At 35.3% G+C, this 18,737-nt stretch carries 20 protein-coding genes; all 20 read left to right on the forward strand.

Going from position 1 to position 18,737, the window contains the following annotated elements:
• The first annotated feature begins 16 nt into the window (after positions 1-16).
• The 20 genes from ND855_RS06275 (at position 17) to ND855_RS06370 (ending at position 18,732) form a co-directional block, all read left to right on the forward strand.
• Positions 17-1,780, forward strand: coding sequence for an LIC12162 family transferase (locus tag ND855_RS06275; RefSeq protein ID WP_265357650.1), 1,764 nt, complete (start codon positions 17-19; stop codon positions 1,778-1,780).
• Positions 1,767-2,444 carry a 6-phosphogluconolactonase gene (gene pgl, locus ND855_RS06280; protein WP_265357651.1) on the forward strand — a complete coding sequence of 226 codons (678 nt, stop codon included), beginning with the start codon at positions 1,767-1,769 and terminating at the stop codon, positions 2,442-2,444. Before ND855_RS06275 ends, pgl begins: the two co-directional genes overlap by 14 nt.
• A gap of 43 nt (positions 2,445-2,487) precedes the next feature.
• The gene (locus tag ND855_RS06285) at positions 2,488-3,129 is read left to right on the forward strand and encodes an SIS domain-containing protein (RefSeq protein ID WP_265357652.1); all 642 of its coding nucleotides are present in this window, start codon (positions 2,488-2,490) and stop codon (positions 3,127-3,129) included.
• The gene (locus ND855_RS06290) at positions 3,126-3,884 is read left to right on the forward strand and encodes an HpcH/HpaI aldolase family protein (RefSeq protein WP_265357653.1); all 759 of its coding nucleotides are present in this window, start codon (positions 3,126-3,128) and stop codon (positions 3,882-3,884) included. The genes ND855_RS06285 and ND855_RS06290 overlap by 4 nt, the downstream gene beginning before the upstream one ends.
• Positions 3,881-4,636 (forward strand): 3-deoxy-manno-octulosonate cytidylyltransferase, encoded by a 756-nt coding sequence (locus ND855_RS06295; protein ID WP_265357654.1) that lies wholly within the window; start codon positions 3,881-3,883, stop codon positions 4,634-4,636. Before ND855_RS06290 ends, ND855_RS06295 begins: the two co-directional genes overlap by 4 nt.
• The gene (locus ND855_RS06300; protein WP_265357655.1) at positions 4,637-5,668 is read left to right on the forward strand and encodes a Gfo/Idh/MocA family protein; all 1,032 of its coding nucleotides are present in this window, start codon (positions 4,637-4,639) and stop codon (positions 5,666-5,668) included.
• Between the two features lie 9 nt (positions 5,669-5,677).
• On the forward strand, positions 5,678-6,430 hold the full coding sequence (locus tag ND855_RS06305) for an inositol monophosphatase family protein (protein ID WP_265357656.1): 753 nt from the start codon (positions 5,678-5,680) through the stop codon (positions 6,428-6,430).
• Between the two features lie 16 nt (positions 6,431-6,446).
• On the forward strand, positions 6,447-7,526 hold the full coding sequence (locus ND855_RS06310) for a putative sugar O-methyltransferase (RefSeq protein WP_265357657.1): 1,080 nt from the start codon (positions 6,447-6,449) through the stop codon (positions 7,524-7,526).
• 1 nt (position 7,527) lies between these two features.
• Positions 7,528-8,211, forward strand: coding sequence for an acyltransferase (locus ND855_RS06315; RefSeq protein WP_265357658.1), 684 nt, complete (start codon positions 7,528-7,530; stop codon positions 8,209-8,211).
• On the forward strand, positions 8,208-9,170 hold the full coding sequence (locus ND855_RS06320) for a methyltransferase domain-containing protein (protein WP_265357659.1): 963 nt from the start codon (positions 8,208-8,210) through the stop codon (positions 9,168-9,170). The genes ND855_RS06315 and ND855_RS06320 overlap by 4 nt, the downstream gene beginning before the upstream one ends.
• Positions 9,171-9,173: 3 nt before the next feature.
• Positions 9,174-10,169: a phosphoglycerate dehydrogenase gene (locus tag ND855_RS06325; RefSeq protein WP_265357660.1), complete on the forward strand. Its 996-nt coding sequence runs from the start codon at positions 9,174-9,176 to the stop codon at positions 10,167-10,169.
• The gene (locus tag ND855_RS06330; RefSeq protein ID WP_265357661.1) at positions 10,147-12,003 is read left to right on the forward strand and encodes a TIGR04326 family surface carbohydrate biosynthesis protein; all 1,857 of its coding nucleotides are present in this window, start codon (positions 10,147-10,149) and stop codon (positions 12,001-12,003) included. Before ND855_RS06325 ends, ND855_RS06330 begins: the two co-directional genes overlap by 23 nt.
• A gap of 40 nt (positions 12,004-12,043) precedes the next feature.
• Positions 12,044-13,141 carry a CDP-glucose 4,6-dehydratase gene (gene rfbG, locus ND855_RS06335; protein ID WP_265357662.1) on the forward strand — a complete coding sequence of 366 codons (1,098 nt, stop codon included), beginning with the start codon at positions 12,044-12,046 and terminating at the stop codon, positions 13,139-13,141.
• Positions 13,129-13,563, forward strand: a complete 435-nt coding sequence (locus ND855_RS06340; protein WP_265357663.1) for a dTDP-4-dehydrorhamnose 3,5-epimerase — start codon at positions 13,129-13,131, stop codon at positions 13,561-13,563. Before rfbG ends, ND855_RS06340 begins: the two co-directional genes overlap by 13 nt.
• A complete protein-coding gene (rfbF, locus tag ND855_RS06345; protein ID WP_265357664.1) occupies positions 13,560-14,321 on the forward strand; it encodes a glucose-1-phosphate cytidylyltransferase in 762 nt (253 codons plus the stop codon). Before ND855_RS06340 ends, rfbF begins: the two co-directional genes overlap by 4 nt.
• Position 14,322: 1 nt before the next feature.
• Positions 14,323-15,276, forward strand: coding sequence for an SDR family oxidoreductase (locus ND855_RS06350; protein ID WP_265357665.1), 954 nt, complete (start codon positions 14,323-14,325; stop codon positions 15,274-15,276).
• On the forward strand, positions 15,277-16,167 hold the full coding sequence (locus ND855_RS06355) for a glycosyltransferase family 2 protein (RefSeq protein ID WP_265357666.1): 891 nt from the start codon (positions 15,277-15,279) through the stop codon (positions 16,165-16,167).
• Between the two features lie 63 nt (positions 16,168-16,230).
• A complete protein-coding gene (locus ND855_RS06360) occupies positions 16,231-17,331 on the forward strand; it encodes an N-acetyl sugar amidotransferase (protein ID WP_265357667.1) in 1,101 nt (366 codons plus the stop codon).
• Positions 17,332-17,949, forward strand: coding sequence for an imidazole glycerol phosphate synthase subunit HisH (gene hisH / locus ND855_RS06365; protein WP_265357668.1), 618 nt, complete (start codon positions 17,332-17,334; stop codon positions 17,947-17,949).
• Between the two features lie 3 nt (positions 17,950-17,952).
• Positions 17,953-18,732 (forward strand): AglZ/HisF2 family acetamidino modification protein, encoded by a 780-nt coding sequence (locus ND855_RS06370; protein ID WP_265357669.1) that lies wholly within the window; start codon positions 17,953-17,955, stop codon positions 18,730-18,732.
• Positions 18,733-18,737 lie beyond the last annotated feature (5 nt).

Genomic DNA, 18,737 nt, shown 5'->3' on the forward strand with positions numbered 1-18,737 from the left:
TTTTGGAAATTCTATATTGAACTATCATTTAATTACAACTGCTTTAGAAGCCACTTGGCCTAATGAAGGAACCAATGTTCTTTTTTTAGGGGAGTGGTGTAAATTCCATTCCAAAAAGGAGCTTTGGTCTCAGTACAATTCGATCACTTTACCCTATCACTGGGATGAAAAGGATAAACTCTATAAAGACTACCAGTACTTAAAAGCTGTTTATGAGAAGTCATTAGATGCACTAACAACTCACCTGAATTTGATCCATGGAGAGGACCAAACAGGTATTTATTGGAGGAATATTGTAGGCCCTTGGCTTGGGTATTTCCTTCAGATGGTTTGGGATCGGTATGAGTCTCTTCGATTGGCATTTGCAAATTACCCAATCACATCGGTCACAATGTTAACCATCGATGAGGAGAGTTTGATTCCCAATGATATGAATGATTTTTACCGGTTTTTTGGTTCTGATCTTTGGAACCAATCTTTATACCAAAACATCATCAGTACTTCCCATCCTGACAAAACCATAAAGAAGGATGAATCATTTGTTTTTCCAAAGAAAAACCAAAGTACAAAAACAGGTTCTCTAAAAGAACTGGTGAAATACTTTTTTTATACAATATTTGGGTTCAATGCAAAGTCCGATTCGTATTTTTTGATTTCCGATTATCTCGGTATCAAAAATTCCTTCCTCCTTCAATTAAAACTGGGCCAATTTCCAAAACGTTTTATGGAGGAAGAGATTCCTGAGTTTAAAACCAATCAGGAACTCCGAAGGAATTGGGATATTGATTTAGGAGAATCTCGTTTCGAACAAATTGTTTCGAAACTCATCCCGAATCAAATTCCAAAATCGTATTTGGAAGGATACAAGAGTTTAAAAGAACACCCATCTGTAAAACGTTGGCCACTCTATCCAAAAATAATCTTCACTAGCAATAGCCATATTGGTTATGATCTGTTTAAGATTTGGATGTCTGGTAAACAACAAAACGGATCTCAGTTGGTGCTGTCACAACATGGTGGGCATTATGGGATTGGTAAGTTTTCCTTCCATGAAGACCATGAAGTATCAACAGCGAATCGATACTTAACTTGGGGTTGGAAGGATCCCAAGCATAAGAATGTAACACCTTCTGTTTGTGTGAAATATGGAAACCAAAAGAAAATGAATTGGGACCGAGATGGTGACTTATTACTGGTCCAAAATTCAATGCACAGGTATTCCTATTGGATGTACAGCTCTTCACAATCATCACAGGTTTTAGATTACCTAAAGGATCAATTTTCATTTTACAGAACATTAAACCCAGACATCCAAGATAGAAGTAATGTAAAGTTGTATCCTCAAGATTATGGATGGGAACATGAGCGTAGGTGGAAAGAAGAATTTCCTTCCATTCAAATTTTAGACCGTCAAAAACAAATGAAACAGATTTTAAAAACTACGAGATTGTTTATCTCGACGTACAACGCTACAACGTTTTTAGAATCGATGAGTTTAGACATACCTACATTGATTTTTTGGAATCCTAATCACTGGGAAATCAGAGATGAAGCAAAACCATATTTTGATTCACTTAAAGAAGTTGGGATTTTTTTTGAGAACCCAGAGGACTGTGCGAAAGAAGTAAATCAAATTTGGAATGGTGTAGATACTTGGTGGTATGACAAAAAAAGGCAATCGAGTGTCACAAAGTTTTTAAACCAGTACGCAAAAAAATCGAAACACTTTATCACAGAACTTAGCAGATCAATTGAGGTGAATTCTTTTGTTTCCCATTGAATCTATTGCATTTGATTCAGAAATTGATTTCATTCAAGAGATTTGTGGCATAATTTCGAAGTTAGCAAAGGAAAGTATTGAACATTCAGGAGTATTTCGAATTGTTCTCACAGGCGGAAATACAATCAAAAGAATTTATGAGTCACTCGTCCTTGAGGACATCGATTGGAATCGTTGCGAATTTTTTTTTGGAGATGAACGTTACGTAGACAAGGCGAGTGAAGAACTGAATTATAATCTTTCATATCATTGTTTTTTTTCCAAAATTTCTTATGACTACAAAAAAGTGTTTAAATGTAATACAGATTTAGATTTAGAAAATTCAGCACTGGATTATGAAAAACAAATTTCGAAGACACCAATATTTGATCTGGTTCTTTTTGGACTAGGGGATGATGGGCACATTGCCAGTTTATTTCCTGGAAAACAATCTGATATGGAAATGGTTGGGAATTCGGTTGCCATTGTAAAAAATGCGCCCAAAACACCATCGAATCGAATTACACTCACCTTAGAAAGGTTAAATGAGACAAAACACCAACTGATCTTCACTCAAGTGAAAGGAAAAGAGAAAATTGTGAATTCAATTGTGGACCAAACAGTGGGTTATCCAATTGCGGACTTACGTCCCAAAGAATCGTTGCAATTATTTTATTTAAGATAATGAGAATGAATCATTTAAAAGAGAAATACAAAGGAATCTAGACATGCCTAACATTGATAGCGCAAAGAAATTTTCAAAAGAGTTTTTAGCAGAAATTCAGAAATCAATAAATGAATTGGATATTGATTCAATTGCTAGGGTCGCAGTACTGTTATACGAAGCAAAAGAAAAAGGGAAAAACATATTTTTCTTTGGTAATGGTGGCAGTCATGGGATTGCATCACATCTGGCTTGTGATTTTGGGAAAGGCACAAAAATCAATGGGAAGTCTGGCCAAAAGTTTTACCGGGTGTATGGTTTAGACAATCCCGCTTGGTTGACGGCACAAGCAAACGATGGGAAGGAACCGTTTACAGAAGGGAATTACCCTGGAGAATACCATCACGGTTATGATGGAGTGTTTGTCGGACAAATGGAAAATTTTATTGGTGAGGGTGACATTGCGTTCGGAATTTCTAGTAGTGGGAATAGCCAGAATGTCATCAATGGATTACTTTTTGCAAAAGAAAAGGGTTGTACAACCATTGCTATGGTTGGGTTTGATGGCGGTAAAGCATTGAAAATTGCCGATGAAGTATTGTTTGTTCCTACGGAAAAAGGTAAATATGGAGTTGTCGAGGGCGTTCATGAAGTGATCCACCATTTGTTGTATGAATATGCGATCCTATTGGAAAAATCTGTATGACTTCCATCAAAGAGAAATTAAAAACTGGCAAACCTACGATTGGAACTTGGATGCAAATACCCAATTCCAATGTAGCTGAAATTTTAGCATCGAATGGATATGATTGGGTCACCCTAGATCTAGAACATGGTGCATTTAGTTTAAATCTTCTACCAGATATCATTAGAGCCATTGAAATCGGAGGATCTGTTCCATTCATTCGTGTGGCCCAAAACCATCCGAAAGATATCAAACAAGCATTAGATGCTGGAGCTAAAGGCATCATTGTTCCCATGGTTGAAACAGTTGAACAAACACGAGATTTTGTGAAATGGAGTAGTTATCCTCCGATGGGCATAAGAGGAGTTGGTTTTTCGAATGCAAATTTATTTGGAAAACATTTTGAAACCTATTCGAAAACCATCAATACAGAGTTAGTCCGTGTCATTCAAATTGAGAATATTCGTGCTTTGGATCAAATCGAATCTATATTTACAGTAGAAGGGATTGATGCTGCTATGATTGGGCCTTATGACCTATCAGGATCGATGAATCTAACAGGACAATTTACACATCCAGAGTTTTTAGCCGTGATCCAAAAATTCCAGAAGGCAGCTGAAAAGGCAAAGTTACCACTGGGGATTCACATCATCAATCCAGATGAAGGACAATTAAAATCTGAAATCAAAAATGGCAAAACCTTCATTGCTTATTCTACTGATGCAGTGATGTTAAATCATAAATCGAATCTAAATTGGGAAAATTTAATCAAATGAAAATAGTTGCTGTATTACCAGCCAGGATGGCATCTTCTCGGTTTCCGAATAAACCTTTAGCAAAAATAGTTGGTTTAGAAATGATTGAACATGTCAGAAGGCGTACTTTGTTATCAAAGTCCGTTCATGAAGTTGTAGTTGCTACTTGTGACGAGATCATTAAAGACACTGTGGAAGCTTATGGTGGAAAGGCGGTTATGACATCTGATGTACATAGAGGTTGTATTGATCGTGTTGCAGAAGCATCACAAATTGTGGATGGGGATTTGATTTTGGTCATCCAAGGAGATGAACCATTGATACTGCCAAAAATGATCGATGATTTAGTCAATCCGATGTTACAGGATGAAAGTATTTATTGTACGAATTTGGTTACGAAGATAACTGATGAGGAAGAGTTTCTAAGTCCAAATGCTCCGAAGGTTGTGGTTGATAAAAACTGGGATTTACTATATGCATCTAGAGAACCAATCCCATCGGTAAAAAAATCTCCAAACTCTGATTTTTTAAAATTAAAACAATTGGGTTTAATTGGTTTTCGAAAATCCTTTTTGGATGTGTTTGCAAAATTACCAGCAACTCCTTATGAACTCATTGAATCGGTTGATATCAATAGAGCCATCGAACATGGTTATAAAGTTCGGATGGTTTTAACAGAAGGACAGATGATAGGTGTGGATGTTCCGGGTGATGTTTCCCGTGTAGAGAAAGTATTTGAATCTGATAAAATACTTAAGGAGTATTTAAAGTAAATGAAGCAATACAGAGTTGGTATTGCCGGTTACGGTGTTGTTGGAAGGCGGAGGCATCAATTCATCAACCAAAACTCTCTCTTAAATGTAGTTTCCGTTTGTGATGTTACCATGGCAGAAGGAAAGTTAGAGAGGGAAGATGTAAAGGTTTATACAGATTATCAAAAAATGATAAAAGAAGAGAAATTAGACATTCTCTTTGTTTGCCTAACAAATGACGTTGCTGCTCACGCAACCATACTTGGACTAAAAAACGGATGCCATGTATTTTGTGAAAAACCTCCAGGTAGAAATTTACAAGAAGTGAGTGAAGTTATAAAAACTGAAAACTTAAACCCTCATTTAAAATTAAAATATGGATTTAATCACCGTTACCATGATTCCGTCCGAGAAGCTTTAAAAATTGTAAAGTCTGGTGAATATGGAAAAATCATCAATATCAGAGGGGTATATGGAAAATCGACAATCGTTAGTGTAGAGAATGGTTGGCGAGCTAATCGTGAAATTGCAGGTGGTGGAATTTTACTCGACCAAGGGATCCATATGGTGGATCTAATCCGTTTATTTGCGGGCGAAATAGACGAAATTAAAAGTTATGTTTCCAATAGTTATTGGAATTTGGAAGTAGAAGACAATGCTTTTGCACTCATGAAATCAAACTCAGGAGTGATCATTCAATTCCAATCAACGGCAACGGAATGGAGGCATCGATTTAATTTACAAATCAATCTAGAAAAAGGTACACTTGTTTTATCAGGAATCCTTTCTGGTTCGAAATCGTATGGTCAAGAAACACTCACCATATTCCCACAAGATATCCAATCAGGTGGGAATCCAAAAACAGAAACTGTAAATTATTTAGAAGATAACTCATGGCGCGATGAAATCAATGAGTTTGCAAAATGTGTAAATGAAAATATACCAGTTCAAACAGGATCCAGTTCAGATGCGCATGAAACTTTAAAATTAGTGTATCGAATTTATTTTGAAGATGTCGAATGGCGAAATAAATATAACATCAAAGTTGAGTAACAAAAGAATTTGAATCTATCAAATCAACAATTATTGGACATTGCTTCCAAGATTGCAAAGAAGGTTGGTAAAACATTAGCCAAAAAAGCAAACGGAAATGTTAGGACGAAATCTTCTGAAAAACATGACATCAAATTGATGGAAGATGAAGAGTCAGAAACTCTCATCGTAAATTACCTTCGGAAAAAATCTGAAATCCCAATTTTGGGGGAAGAAAACCACCAAGAAACGGATTTTCTGAATGGCAAAGTTTGGATAGTTGATCCAATCGATGGGACAGTGAATTTTTCAAGAGGAATTCCAATCGCTTCTGTTTCGATTGCTTTATGGGAGAATGGACAACCCCTGCTTGGGATTGTTTATGATTTTAATCATGATGTTTTATATTCAGGTATCATCGGTGTTGGTGCTTTCCGGAATGGAAAAAAAATGATGGTGAGTCAGAATCAAAAAAAATCAGATTCTATTTTATTCACTGGTAAACCCATTTTGTCTCAATTGGATGATTCGGTTATCAAACAATGGTTTGGTTATTTTGAAGAATTTCGTAAAGTAAGAATGATTGGTTCTGCTTCACTTTCCTTGTGTTTTGTTGCTTCTGGAAACGGGGACGTGTATGCAGAAGACCATATTCAACTTTGGGATTTTGCTGCGGGTATTACTCTCGTCCAAGCGGCAGGTGGTGCGATTACATTTGAAAAATCGAACAAAAACAAATTTTCATACATTGTAAAAGCCACAAACGGACAAATTCAATTCTAAACTAGGTATCCTCGGAATGTATAAGCTAAATTTAAATTCAGAAAATATCGAAAGGTTAAATCATTTTAAAAACAGTGATTTCTTTTTATCAACGAATTCTAAGTCCAAAAGTTCATATTGGAAGGAACATTCCAAATTACTGAAGTCAGAAGTAACAAAAGACAAAATGGTAGTTTCGGGTGATTCTGGTTTTTACATTCCTCCTGAAAAACAACCGATCCTAGGAATTTTTTCTAAAATCACAAAGATTCTAAAGTCTCCAACAAAATTGTTACAAAGAGTGAAGAATCGTTATTTTACATTACCTAAATTATTTCAGTACAAAACTGCATTTGATTTGGTTTTAAACCATGCTGTGGTCACTGATCCTGATCTCTCACCATACCGAATTAATCATTTATTATGGAAAAAGGACAAAGATCTATTTTTAAGTTCGGATGCTGTCAAATCTGATTTTGAAAATTGGTCAAAACGTAAAATTTCAGAACACATCTATTTACATTATTATTATTTTAATATCCTTAAGTCGTATTTAAAAGGTAAAAAAGTAAAAACGGTTTTGGAGATTGGAGCGGGGAATGGGAATCTAACATCGATTCTATTTAAAAACTTTCCTGGCATTTCCTTAATCCTGGTTGATTTACCGGAAATGATTCCAGTTTCCTTTAGTTATTTATCTTCTGTTTTTCCCGATTCGAAAATCGTTCTTCCAAATGAAATATCTAAAACTGGTCCGAAAGATTATGACATTCTATTGTTAACAACAGATCAAATCAAATTGATCCAAGATAGTTCAATTGATTTGGTGATCAATTGTCATTCTTTCCAAGAAATGCCAAATGCACAAATAACGAATTATTTCAAATTGATTGAACGAGTGATTAAAAAAGGGGGACATTTTTTCACTGCAAATCGTATTGAAAAAATTCCAGTCAGTGACATCGCTTTTACAACAGAACAAAATGATCTACCCAATCGATTCCATCTTTACCCTTGGAACAAAAAAGCAAAAGTACTAGTCAATGAGGTTTCGAGGTTTTCCCGACTTGTGCAATTAGATGGAATTGGAATTCGATTGGAAATCACCAAACCTTAAGATGATTGGAAAAATATTTAAAATCTTAAATAAGTATTCACTTATAGAACTGATAGCATATGCGCTTTATAGCGGATATTTGATTTGTTTGCAATGGATTGGTACTTTTTTCTTTCGATTGAAAGTGGTTTTTTGGAACATCCAAATTGGAACAAATAGTAAGGTAACAGGTAACTTCCTCTTTTTTAAATTCCCTGGTAGTAAAATTAACATCGGTAACAACTTTACATCCATTTCCCATTCTTCTAGAGCCATGGCTACTTCCATCTTTTCACCTACTTGTATCAAAACATTATCTGATTCTTCAGAGATTTTGATTGGGAATGGAGTTGGATTGAATGGAACCTCCATTACTGCAAGGTCCAAATCCATCAAAATCGGTAATCATGTCATGATAGCTGCCAATGTGACAATCATGGATTCTGATTTCCATGTTGTATTTCCTCCAGAAGGACGATTAACAAATCCTGGATACGAATTTGATGCTGGCATTGATATTGGGGATAATGTATGGATAGGAACTCGCTGCACCATTTTGAAAGGTGTCAGCATTGGTAAAAACTCTGTGATCGCAGCTGGGAGTATTGTATCAAAATCGATTCCAGCAAATGTTGTGGCTGGTGGAATTCCTGCAAAGGTAATTCGTAATCTCGAAACAACAAAAAAAGGTACGAAACAGAAATGAAAGAAAGCGAAATTCGACCGAAAGAATTATTAAAAACCTATCTTGATTTAGTTGCAAAAGATGCAAAAAAGTTAGATAAAAATAAATTTGAAAGGATACTTTGTCCTGGTTGCGGTAGTGACAAAACAAAATTGCATCTAACTAAAGCAGATTACCAGTACGAAAAATGTGAAACTTGCGGGACTGTATTCTGTAATCCAAGGCCCACCAATGTAATGTTAGATGAATTTTACAGCATAGGTGAATCTTCCAAATATTGGTCCGAATCTTTTTTTCCTGCAGTTGCAGAAAAACGGAGAGAAGTTTTATTCAGACCAAAAGCAAAAAAAATCTCAGATTTTCTATCGAACAAAGGTTTTTCACCTAACTTAATTTGTGATGTAGGTTCAGGTTATGGAATCTTTTTAGAAGAGTTAAAACAGTTTTATCCAAATGCAAGTTTGTTCGGAATTGAACCTTCAGAGAGTATGGCTCGTATTTCAGAGGAGAAGGGAATCAAAACTCTTGTCGCGATGGCAGAACATTCGAATGAGTGGTCGGGGAAATTTGATTTAGTGATTTCTTCTGAAGTGATTGAACACGTTCACTCTCCTATGGATTTTTTAAGCTCGGTTCGTAATTTAGCAAAACCCGGTGGTTATGTTCTGTTAACAGGACTTGGGTATGAAGGGTTTGATATTCTTACTCTCCAAGAGAAATCAAATAGTATATTCCCACCTCACCATATCAATTTTATGAGTGTCAAAGGATTTGAAGAGTTGTTTGGGAGACTTGGTTTTTCGGATATCGAAGTTATCACTCCCGGTGAGTTAGATGTTGATATTGTCATCTCAAACGCACCGAATTTAGAGTTTACCAACGTTTTGAAAATGAGAGGGGAATTTGCAATTAAGGAATTCCAGGAATTTTTGAAAAAGTATAAATTAAGTTCCCATGTTTGGGTATTTGCAAGAGTATAATGAATGAAAAGAATTTTTGTTTCTACATATCCATTTGGCCAATACAATGAAGAGCCAATCTCAATCCTAAAGAAAGAAGGTTGGGATGTTGTTTTGAATCCAACAAAACGAAAGTTAACTTCCGAAGAAGTAGCAGAATATGCAAAAGATGTAGATGCTATCATTGCAGGCACAGAAGATCTAACTCCCTTGATTCAAAAAAATCCAGGTCTAAAAATCATTTCTAGAGTTGGAATTGGATTGGATTCCGTGCCTTTACAATTATGTAGAGATAAAAACATAACAGTGGCATACACTCCAGATGCCGTGACCATGGCTGTTGTGGAGCTAACCATTGGATTGATGGTGAGTCTTACAAGGAAGGTCCATTTGGCTAACTTTGAATTAAGAAAAGGTGGTTGGTCTAGGTTTACTGGAAAACGTCTTGGTGAATCTGTCATTGGACTCATTGGTTTAGGAAGGGTTGGGAGTAATGTCCTACGGATTCTGAAGGAATTTAGGCCAAAGGAAATTTTGGTAAATGATCTAAAAGATAAAACAAAAGAAATCCAAGAAATCATACAAAATACGGGTTTAAAAGTTAGACAAGTAGGCAAAGAAGAAATCTATAAACATGCTGATATCATTTCTCTCCATGTTCCTCTAACCAATCTTACACGAAATATGATTGGGAAAACAGAACTTGGATTTATGAATGAATCTACATTTGTCATCAATACGGCGAGAGGTGGAATCGTTAATGAGTCTGATTTGTATCATGCAGTGAAAGCGGAACAAATCGCAGGTGCTGCCATCGATGTATTTGAAAAAGAACCATACAAAGGGAATTTAATTGAATTGGAGAACATTATCTTAACGGAACATATGGGTTCTTGTTCTTTTGATTGTCGTTATTTAATGGAATTTGGTGCTGCTTCTGAAGTGGTTCGATTCTTTAAAGGAGAACCTCTTTTAAATCCTGTTCCAGACGAAGAACTTGAAAACCAAAGAAAAATCTAAAACAAATCAAATTCTGATTTGGACTGAGCCATCAAATCCTCCGAGATTTGAAGGACTTGTGTTTTTATGGAACCTATACCAAAAGAGTACAAAAGAAATTATCTCCGTTCCCTATGAGTTAGAAGTAAATGCAACTTTTTTTAGAGAGAGGTATTTAGATTTCATCGATAAAGTCAGTAACATTCAGATCCACAAGAAAGATATGGAGTCCTACTTTCGCATTGATGGTACATTTAGTTTATGGTGGATGAATTTAAGTTTCGAAAAAAATTACGGGAAATCGGATTCATTTAGCAACTCGATTAAACTTAGTGTGCTTGGATATTACCTTGAGGGAATTGCGTGTTCCTTAATACAAGTTTCCGAATCCACTCCAATCGATTTGGTTGAGTATCTAACTTTTTGTTCTAAAAAAGTTTCCTCTTTGAAACAAACTTACATCGATATCTTCAAAAGGTTTCTAACTCCAAGACCAATCAAATCGATTCTACCGCATTTTGTATTGGGACTTATCTCTATTTTCCGTTATGTTAAATTTTGTGGAGGAATCCAGTTCCGTTCCCATCGTAGGCAAGATCTCGCAGAAAAACTGTATATCTATGATTATTTTTTCCATCTACTGACTAAAGAAAATGAGAAAGAGTTTAGATCAGCCTATTGGGGCACACTTCCCAATTTGATCAAAGAAAATCAATTAGAAGTAACTTACTCACATATCTATGTTCCAAGTAAAGCTTATCCAACAATCCAAAATGCAAAGAGGAAGATAGATGAGTTCAATCAAACCAGCGACTCTAAAATTAAACATAGGCTAGTGGAGCAGATAACGATCTCTGTCTTATGGCAAGTAATATACCATTATTTCAAATTTAGTTTTATTTATCTTGTCTCTGTTTCCTTCCGATTCAAATCATTACTACTGAATCAGGAATTGCGACCTAGTTTGTATCTATGGAATGAACTAAAAGATTCTTTGATTGGTTCGATCGCAGTACAGAATTTATTTACCTATTTTACAATTAAAAACCAAGTAGAAACTGCCTCAAAGGGCGCAAGTTTAGTATACCTAATGGAAAACCAAAATTGGGAAAAGGTATTGGTTTACCATTGGAAAAAAATTATCAGCAAAAAGATATATGCAGTGACACATGCCACTGTTCGATTTTGGGACCTTCGTTATTCCTTTCGAATGAATTTATCTGGATACAGAACGAAAGAGTGTAAACCAGAGAAGATTGTTTATAATGGTCCCCTTTCCAAAAAAGGACTTTTGGAATTTGGTTACAAGGAAGAAGATTTAGTTCCTGGTGAAGCGCTACGATTTTTGGGATTAGAAACTCTCCAAACTAAAAGGAATCAATCCAAACAAAATAGAATCTTTTTGGTGTTTACTGATTATTTATTTGCAGTGAGCAAGTTCCAATTAGAACTTTTGGAATCTTTACATTTGCCTTACAGAATCATTGTAAAACCTCATCCTGCTTGTCCCATAGATAAATCCGATTTTCCAAATTTAAATTTTGAAATCTCAATGGAACCTTCGGAGACTTTATTAAAAATTGCATCCATTGTGTTTACTAGCAATGTTACTTCAGCAGCTCTTGAGGCATATTACCTCGGACTTCCAGTGATTTCAGCACGAGATCCAAAAGAAGTCAATTTGAGTCCTTTGTTTGGTGTAAAGGATGTACATTTTGTTTCCTCAAAAGAGGAACTCAAAAAATCAATCCAATCGATTGAAAAAGTAGGGATTCGAACCAAACGAAATCTAGTTTTTTTTACGAATTCAAATTTGGAAAATTGGAAAAAAATCTTAAGTAGTTCACGTATATGATTTTATTTTGGAAATATGATTTAGGAAATAGTTTTAAGAAATGAGTTTAGATTCTTACTTTAAAAATAAAAAAGTTTTGGTGACTGGGCATACTGGATTTAAGGGTTCTTGGTTAATCACTTGGTTGCAGTTAATGGGAGCCGAAGTTTCTGGGATTAGTTTAGATCCTTTATCGTCTCCATCGCATTTTGAAGTAGGGAATATGAAAAAGTCGATACGGGATTTACGAATCGATATCCGCGATAGTGTTTCCATTGAAAAGGCAGTACTCGAGATCAAACCTGATTTTGTATTTCACTTAGCAGCACAGGCGCTCGTTCGAAAATCATATCTCAATCCATTGGAGACTTGGGAAACAAATGTAATGGGCACCTTGAATGTATTAGAAGCATTGAGGAAATACGATTCACCTTGTTCGTGTGTGATCATTACCAGTGATAAGTGTTATGACAATGTGGAATGGATCTGGGGATATAGAGAAAATGATGTACTTGGTGGACCAGATCCTTATAGTGCTTCGAAAGGTGCAGCAGAACTTGCAATCAAATCACATATAAAATCTTATTTTCCGAAACAGTCAAGTCAGGTGCGCATTGTCTCTGCAAGAGCAGGGAATGTAATCGGTGGAGGGGATTGGTCAGAAGATAGAATTATACCAGACTGCGTAAAAGCATGGTCGAGTAACCAATCCGTAGATTTAAGAAATCCAAATGCAACTCGGCCTTGGCAACATGTACTCGAACCATTAAGTGGGTATCTAACATTAGCAGTTAAGTTACTAGAGAATCCAGATTTACATGGCGAGCCATTTAATTTTGGTCCTCTTGCTAATCAAAATCATAGTGTTTTGGAACTTGTGGAGAAAATGTCTGAATATTGGGATATGGTGAAGTGGCGAGATCTCTCTAAAGAAAAAACTGGTCCTTATGAATCAGGATTACTCAAACTAAACTGTGACAAAGCTTTAGCTCTATTAAAGTGGACTGCAGTTTTGGGATTTGAAGAAACAGTGAAACTGACTGCAGAATGGTACAAATCGTATTATCGTCACCCAAATGATATTTTACAGACAACTTTGGATCAAATCAAACAGTACCAATCATTTGCAAAGAATAAAGGATTGGAATGGGCAACGTGAGTCTTTCTGCGATTCAAGTCACACAAATACGAGAGATCCCAACTCCAGGTGGGAATGTACTTCATGCTTTAAAAGGGAGCGAAGGTTCTTATAATGGTTTTGGCGAAGCTTATTTTTCATGGATTGAATCTGGATATATCAAGGCTTGGAAAAAACATAACAAAATGGTGATGAATTTAATAGTTCCAGTTGGGAATGTTAAATTCGTATTCTATGATTCCGTACAAAATTTATTTTCTGAATACGTCATTGGAGAATCCAATTATTCTAGGATCACAGTGCCAAGTGGATTATGGTTTGGATTTCAAGGAATGAATGCACCCAAAAACTTAATTCTGAATATTTCCAGTATTCTGCATGATCCTAATGAAGCCGACAGATTAGAACTATCAATGATACAATATGATTGGGGAGTGGTATGAAAGTAATCATTTTAGCAGGTGGATTTGGAACCAGATTATCCGAATATACCGATGTAATTCCAAAACCAATGGTTCCAATTGGTGGAAAACCAATTCTTTGGCACATTATGAATCATTATGCAAAATTTAATCATAAAGATTTTTTTCTAGCGCTTGGATACAAAGCGGAAGTTGTAAAAGATTATTTTTTAAACTATAGATCCTTAAACTCTGATTTTACGATCGATTTATCGTCTGGCAATATTAATCCCCATCAACATGATACTGTCGATTGGAAGGTCACTTTGGTAAATACTGGAGACCTGTCAATGACTGGAGGGCGTGTTAAACGAATGCAAAAATTTATTGGGAATGAAACTTGTATGTTAACATACGGAGACGGAGTTTCCAATATTGATTTAGACAAACTATTAAGTTTCCACAGAAGTCATGGTAAAATGATCACTGTGTCTGCAGTACGGCCTTCTGCACGTTTTGGTGAATTAGAAATGGAAGGTTCTCTTGTGAAAAGTTTCCAAGAGAAACCACAGTTACACCAAGGATGGATCAATGGAGGGTTTTTTATATTTGAACCTTCATTTTTTGATTTGATCGAAGGTGATACCACTTTGTTAGAACGAGAACCATTGGAAAGAGCTACAAAGGCGGGACAACTAATGGCATACCATCATGAAGGTTTTTGGCATTGTATGGATACAAAAAGAGATCATGAATTATTAGAATCTCTTTGGAAAAAAGGAGCCCCTTGGGTACTATAGATTGAGAAAAGTTTTGATCACAGGAGGTTTTGGGTTCTTAGGTGGTAGAATTGCAAAACATCTATCCAATCAAGGATTTGAGGTTTTTTTGGGTTCAAGGACAAGTAGGTTAGTTCGCAGTGGTTTCAACAATTGTAAATCTGTTATCACAAATTGGGATGATACCAATCAACTAAGAGATGTTTGTTCTGATCAGGATGTGATCATCCATACAGCAGGGATGAGTGCAGAAGATTGTGCAAAGGATCCTATCGCATCTTTTGAGTTTAATTGTATTGGTACTATGAAATTACTAGAAGCTTGTAAATCAAATGAGCGAAAAAAGTTTATTTATTTATCAACTGCACATGTTTATGGAAGTCCATTAGTTGGTAAACTCACTGAAGATTCAATTCCTAAAAACAATCATCCTTATGCAACTTCTCATTTGGCCGGGGAATTTGGTGTCAACTATTCGAATGCAAAAGGTGATACAGAAGGGTATAACCTGAGATTGTCAAATGGTTTTGGGGCTCCCATCTCGGAAGATGTGAACTGTTGGAAGTTATTTGTTAATGATCTTTGTAAACAAGCCATTTCGAAAAGGGAACTAACAATCCATTCGAATGAAGAACAACAAAGAGATTTTATTCCAATCTCTAATATAACGAAAACAATTGAAATGATCATCAATCAGGAAAATCCGATGAGTCAAAATACATTCAATCTAGGTTCAGGGATTAGTTTCACTTTATTGGAAATGGCCCAAAAAATCCAATCGAGAACCAATCACTTATTTGGTTATAGTCCTGAAATCAAAACCAATCCGAACGTAAAAAACTCTAATGATCATTTTTTAGAGTACAATGTTGATCGGCTTAAATCCTTCCACCTCTCAGATGATCTAAATTTAGAAGGCGAATTAGATTCCCTATTACTATATTGCCAAAATCATTTTGGAAAATTTACGAACTAAATGGAATCAAAAGATCCACTCGTTTCTGTCATCATACCCACCTATAATAATGGCCATTTAATCAGTTATGCAATTGATTCCATCATCCGCCAAACCTATCAAAATTGGGAGATCATTGTAGTTGATAATACTTCCACTGATCAAACTTTAGAATTATTAGCAGAGTATACAAAGAAGGTCAACTTACGGTATTTCACAATCCAAAATGAAGGTGTCATTGCTAAATCAAGGAATCATGGGATCAAACAGGCTAGTGGTGAGTTCATTGCATTTTTAGATTCAGATGATTGGTGGGAACCTCAAAAACTGAAGGAATCCATTTCCGTTTTGAAGAGTGGAAATGATCTTGTTTACCACGATTTATGGGAAGCAAAAACTCATACGATGGGAAAGTTCAAGAGGAAAGTCAAAACGAGGGAATTAAAATCTCCTATTTTCGTGGATTTACTACTAAACGGAAATGGGATCATCAATTCGAGCGTAGTTGTAAGAAAAGCGATTGTTGAAAAAACTGGATTAATCTCAGAAAATAAATCAGATGTTGCTTGGGAAGATTTTGAATATTGGTTACGGATTTCCACTGTCACTGAAAAATTTAGCAGGATCAAAGATTGTTTAGGTAACTATTGGGTAGGTGGTGGAAATGTCAGCAATCCAAACAAAACCCTTACAATTTTAAAAGAGATTCTATTGCGTTTTCAATCTCAATATAGGGATTTTGGTAAACGTAATTTGTATCCAAGTTGGATCTACTATGGAATTTTAACCTCTCAAATTGAGACAAAGCAGATTCGGTTTGGAGACATTCAAGTTATGTGGGCTAAGCTAAACTTGAAACATAAACTATTGATTCTGATAAAGATACTATTTAATGCACTTAAAAGTAATTGATTCTAATGTAAGGAGTTGCGTTTGAAAACACAACAAAACTATCAAGTATGCACGAATTGTGCAATGGATACAACTGATCCTAATATCACGTTTGATTCGAACGGAGTTTGTAATCATTGTTTGAATTTTTATAAGAATATCAAACCAGAATGGGATAAAAAATTAAACAATTCTCAATTATTAAACAAGATGATTGAGGATATTAAAAAAGCTGGTAAAGGAAAGGATTACGATTGTATCCTCGGTATCAGCGGAGGAGTTGATAGTTCTTATTTAGCATACCTTGCTAAAGAAAAATTTGGATTAAGACCACTTTTGTTTCATGTTGATGCCGGTTGGAATTCACAAGAAGCAGTCAATAATATCGAGAGAATTGTGGATGGTCTAAAGTTAGACTTAATTACTGAAGTTGTCAATTGGGAAGAAATGAAGGATTTACAACTTTCATTTTTTAAAGCAGGTGTTCCTCATTTGGATACTCCGCAAGACCATGTATTTTTTGCCTCACTGTATAACTACTGCGCAAAACATGGTTTTCAGTACATTCTAAACGGTGGAAATTATTCGACAGAGTGTATACGTGAGCCCTTGGATTGGCATTACCATGCATCGGACCTAAGACAGTTAAAAGATATCCATAAAAAGTTTGGAACTAGGAAGTTAAAAACATTCCCATTGGCAGGAATTTTTAAATACAAACTATATTATCGATTTTTTAAAGGACTTAAAGTTGTCCAACCATTGAACTATATTCCTTATACCAAAGAAGGTGCAATCCAAGAATTAGAAACAAAATTTAAATGGCAAAGGTATAGTCACAAACATTATGAATCCAGATTCACAAAGTTTTATGAAGGGTATTGGTTGCCTAAGAAGTTTGGTTATGATAAACGTAAGGCACATTATTCCAGTTTGATTTTAACAGGTCAAAAAAGCAGAGAAGATGCTTTAAAAGAAATTGCAAAACCTCCATTTGATGATGAAACGGCAAAAAAAGATTTTGAATACATAGCATCCAAACTAGATATTTCGGTAGAGGAGTTAAGAGGTTACGAATCTTCAGAAAATAAATCCTACCGTGATTATAAATCAGCAAGTGACATTATCGCTTTTGCAACAAAGATACTTCAAAAATTAGGAATCGAAAAGAGGGTGATTCAATAAATGATAGGCATTTTAAATTACGGAGTTGGTAATATAAAAGCTTTTTCAAATATATTAAAAAGTCTGGGATTTGATTTTAAGGTGATTGAAAGTGGAGAAGAAATATTAAATGTAGATAAGCTGATTTTACCTGGTGTTGGTTCCTTTGATAGTGTAATGGAAAAATTGGAACATGCAAAGGTAATGGAAGAGCTCTCTAGTTTTGCATTAATTGAAAAACGCCCGATATTAGGTGTTTGTGTCGGTATGCAAATATTGGCCGATTCAAGTGAGGAAGGTCAAAAAAAAGGACTAGGTTGGATCAAGGGAAAAGTTAAAAAGTTTAATTTCTCAAGTCTAGAGACAAAACCAATGATTCCTCAGATTGGCTGGAATGAAGTATTGATCAGAAAACAGGACTGTAATTTACTAAAGAATCTCGATACCAATCCACATTTTTATTTTTTACACTCTTATTATTTTGAATGTGAAAACCAAACGAATGTCATTGCGGCAACTGATTATGGATTTGAATTTTGTAGTGCAGTAAATCATGAGAATATCTACGGGACCCAATTCCATCCTGAAAAAAGCCATCATAATGGCATTCAGCTACTTAAAAACTTTGCTACTTTATAATCTATGTTAAAACCAAGAATCATACCTACATTACTCTTACAAGATGGTGGTTTAGTTAAAACAACTAAATTTGATCTACCTCGTTATATAGGTGATCCTATTAATGCGGTTAAAATTTTTAACGAAAAAGAAGCAGACGAATTGGTATTAATTGATATTGATGCGAGTCGACTTGGAAAAGATCCAGATTATCGTTTGATTGAAAGAATTGCAAATGAATGTCGAATGCCTCTGAGTGTCGGCGGTGGTATTAAATCATTAGAACAAGCAAATAAGATTTTAGGATTCGGTGTTGAAAAGGTAATTGTGAGTTCTCTCTTAATTGAAAACCCAAAAAAAATTACCGAGATGGTCAATTACTTGGGAAGCCAAAGTGTAGTAGTATGTTTAGATGTAAAAAAAACTACATTTACCAAAAAGTATGAGTTCTGTATTCATAATGGTCGAACCAAAACTGGAAAATATTTAGATGAAGTGATTGAAATGGCAACGTCCCTGGGAGCAGGTGAAATTCTGATAAACTCCATTGATTTAGATGGCATGATGACAGGTTACGATTTGGATTTGATTGATAATGTTAAAAAGAAGTTATCGGTTCCAATTACGGCTCTCGGAGGTGCAGGGAGTTTAGATGATATTAAAGCAGTCATATCAAAGTTTGGTGTTATTGGGGTAGCTGCAGGAAGTTTATTTATCTACAAAGGGAAACTAAAAGCTGTTCTAATCAACTATCCGAATCGAGAATTGAAAACGAGCCTTTATCAAAAGTTTAGCGAACAATAGGTTAT

This window comes from Leptospira paudalimensis (assembly GCF_026151345.1).
GTDB classification, from domain to species: domain Bacteria; phylum Spirochaetota; class Leptospiria; order Leptospirales; family Leptospiraceae; genus Leptospira_A; species Leptospira_A paudalimensis.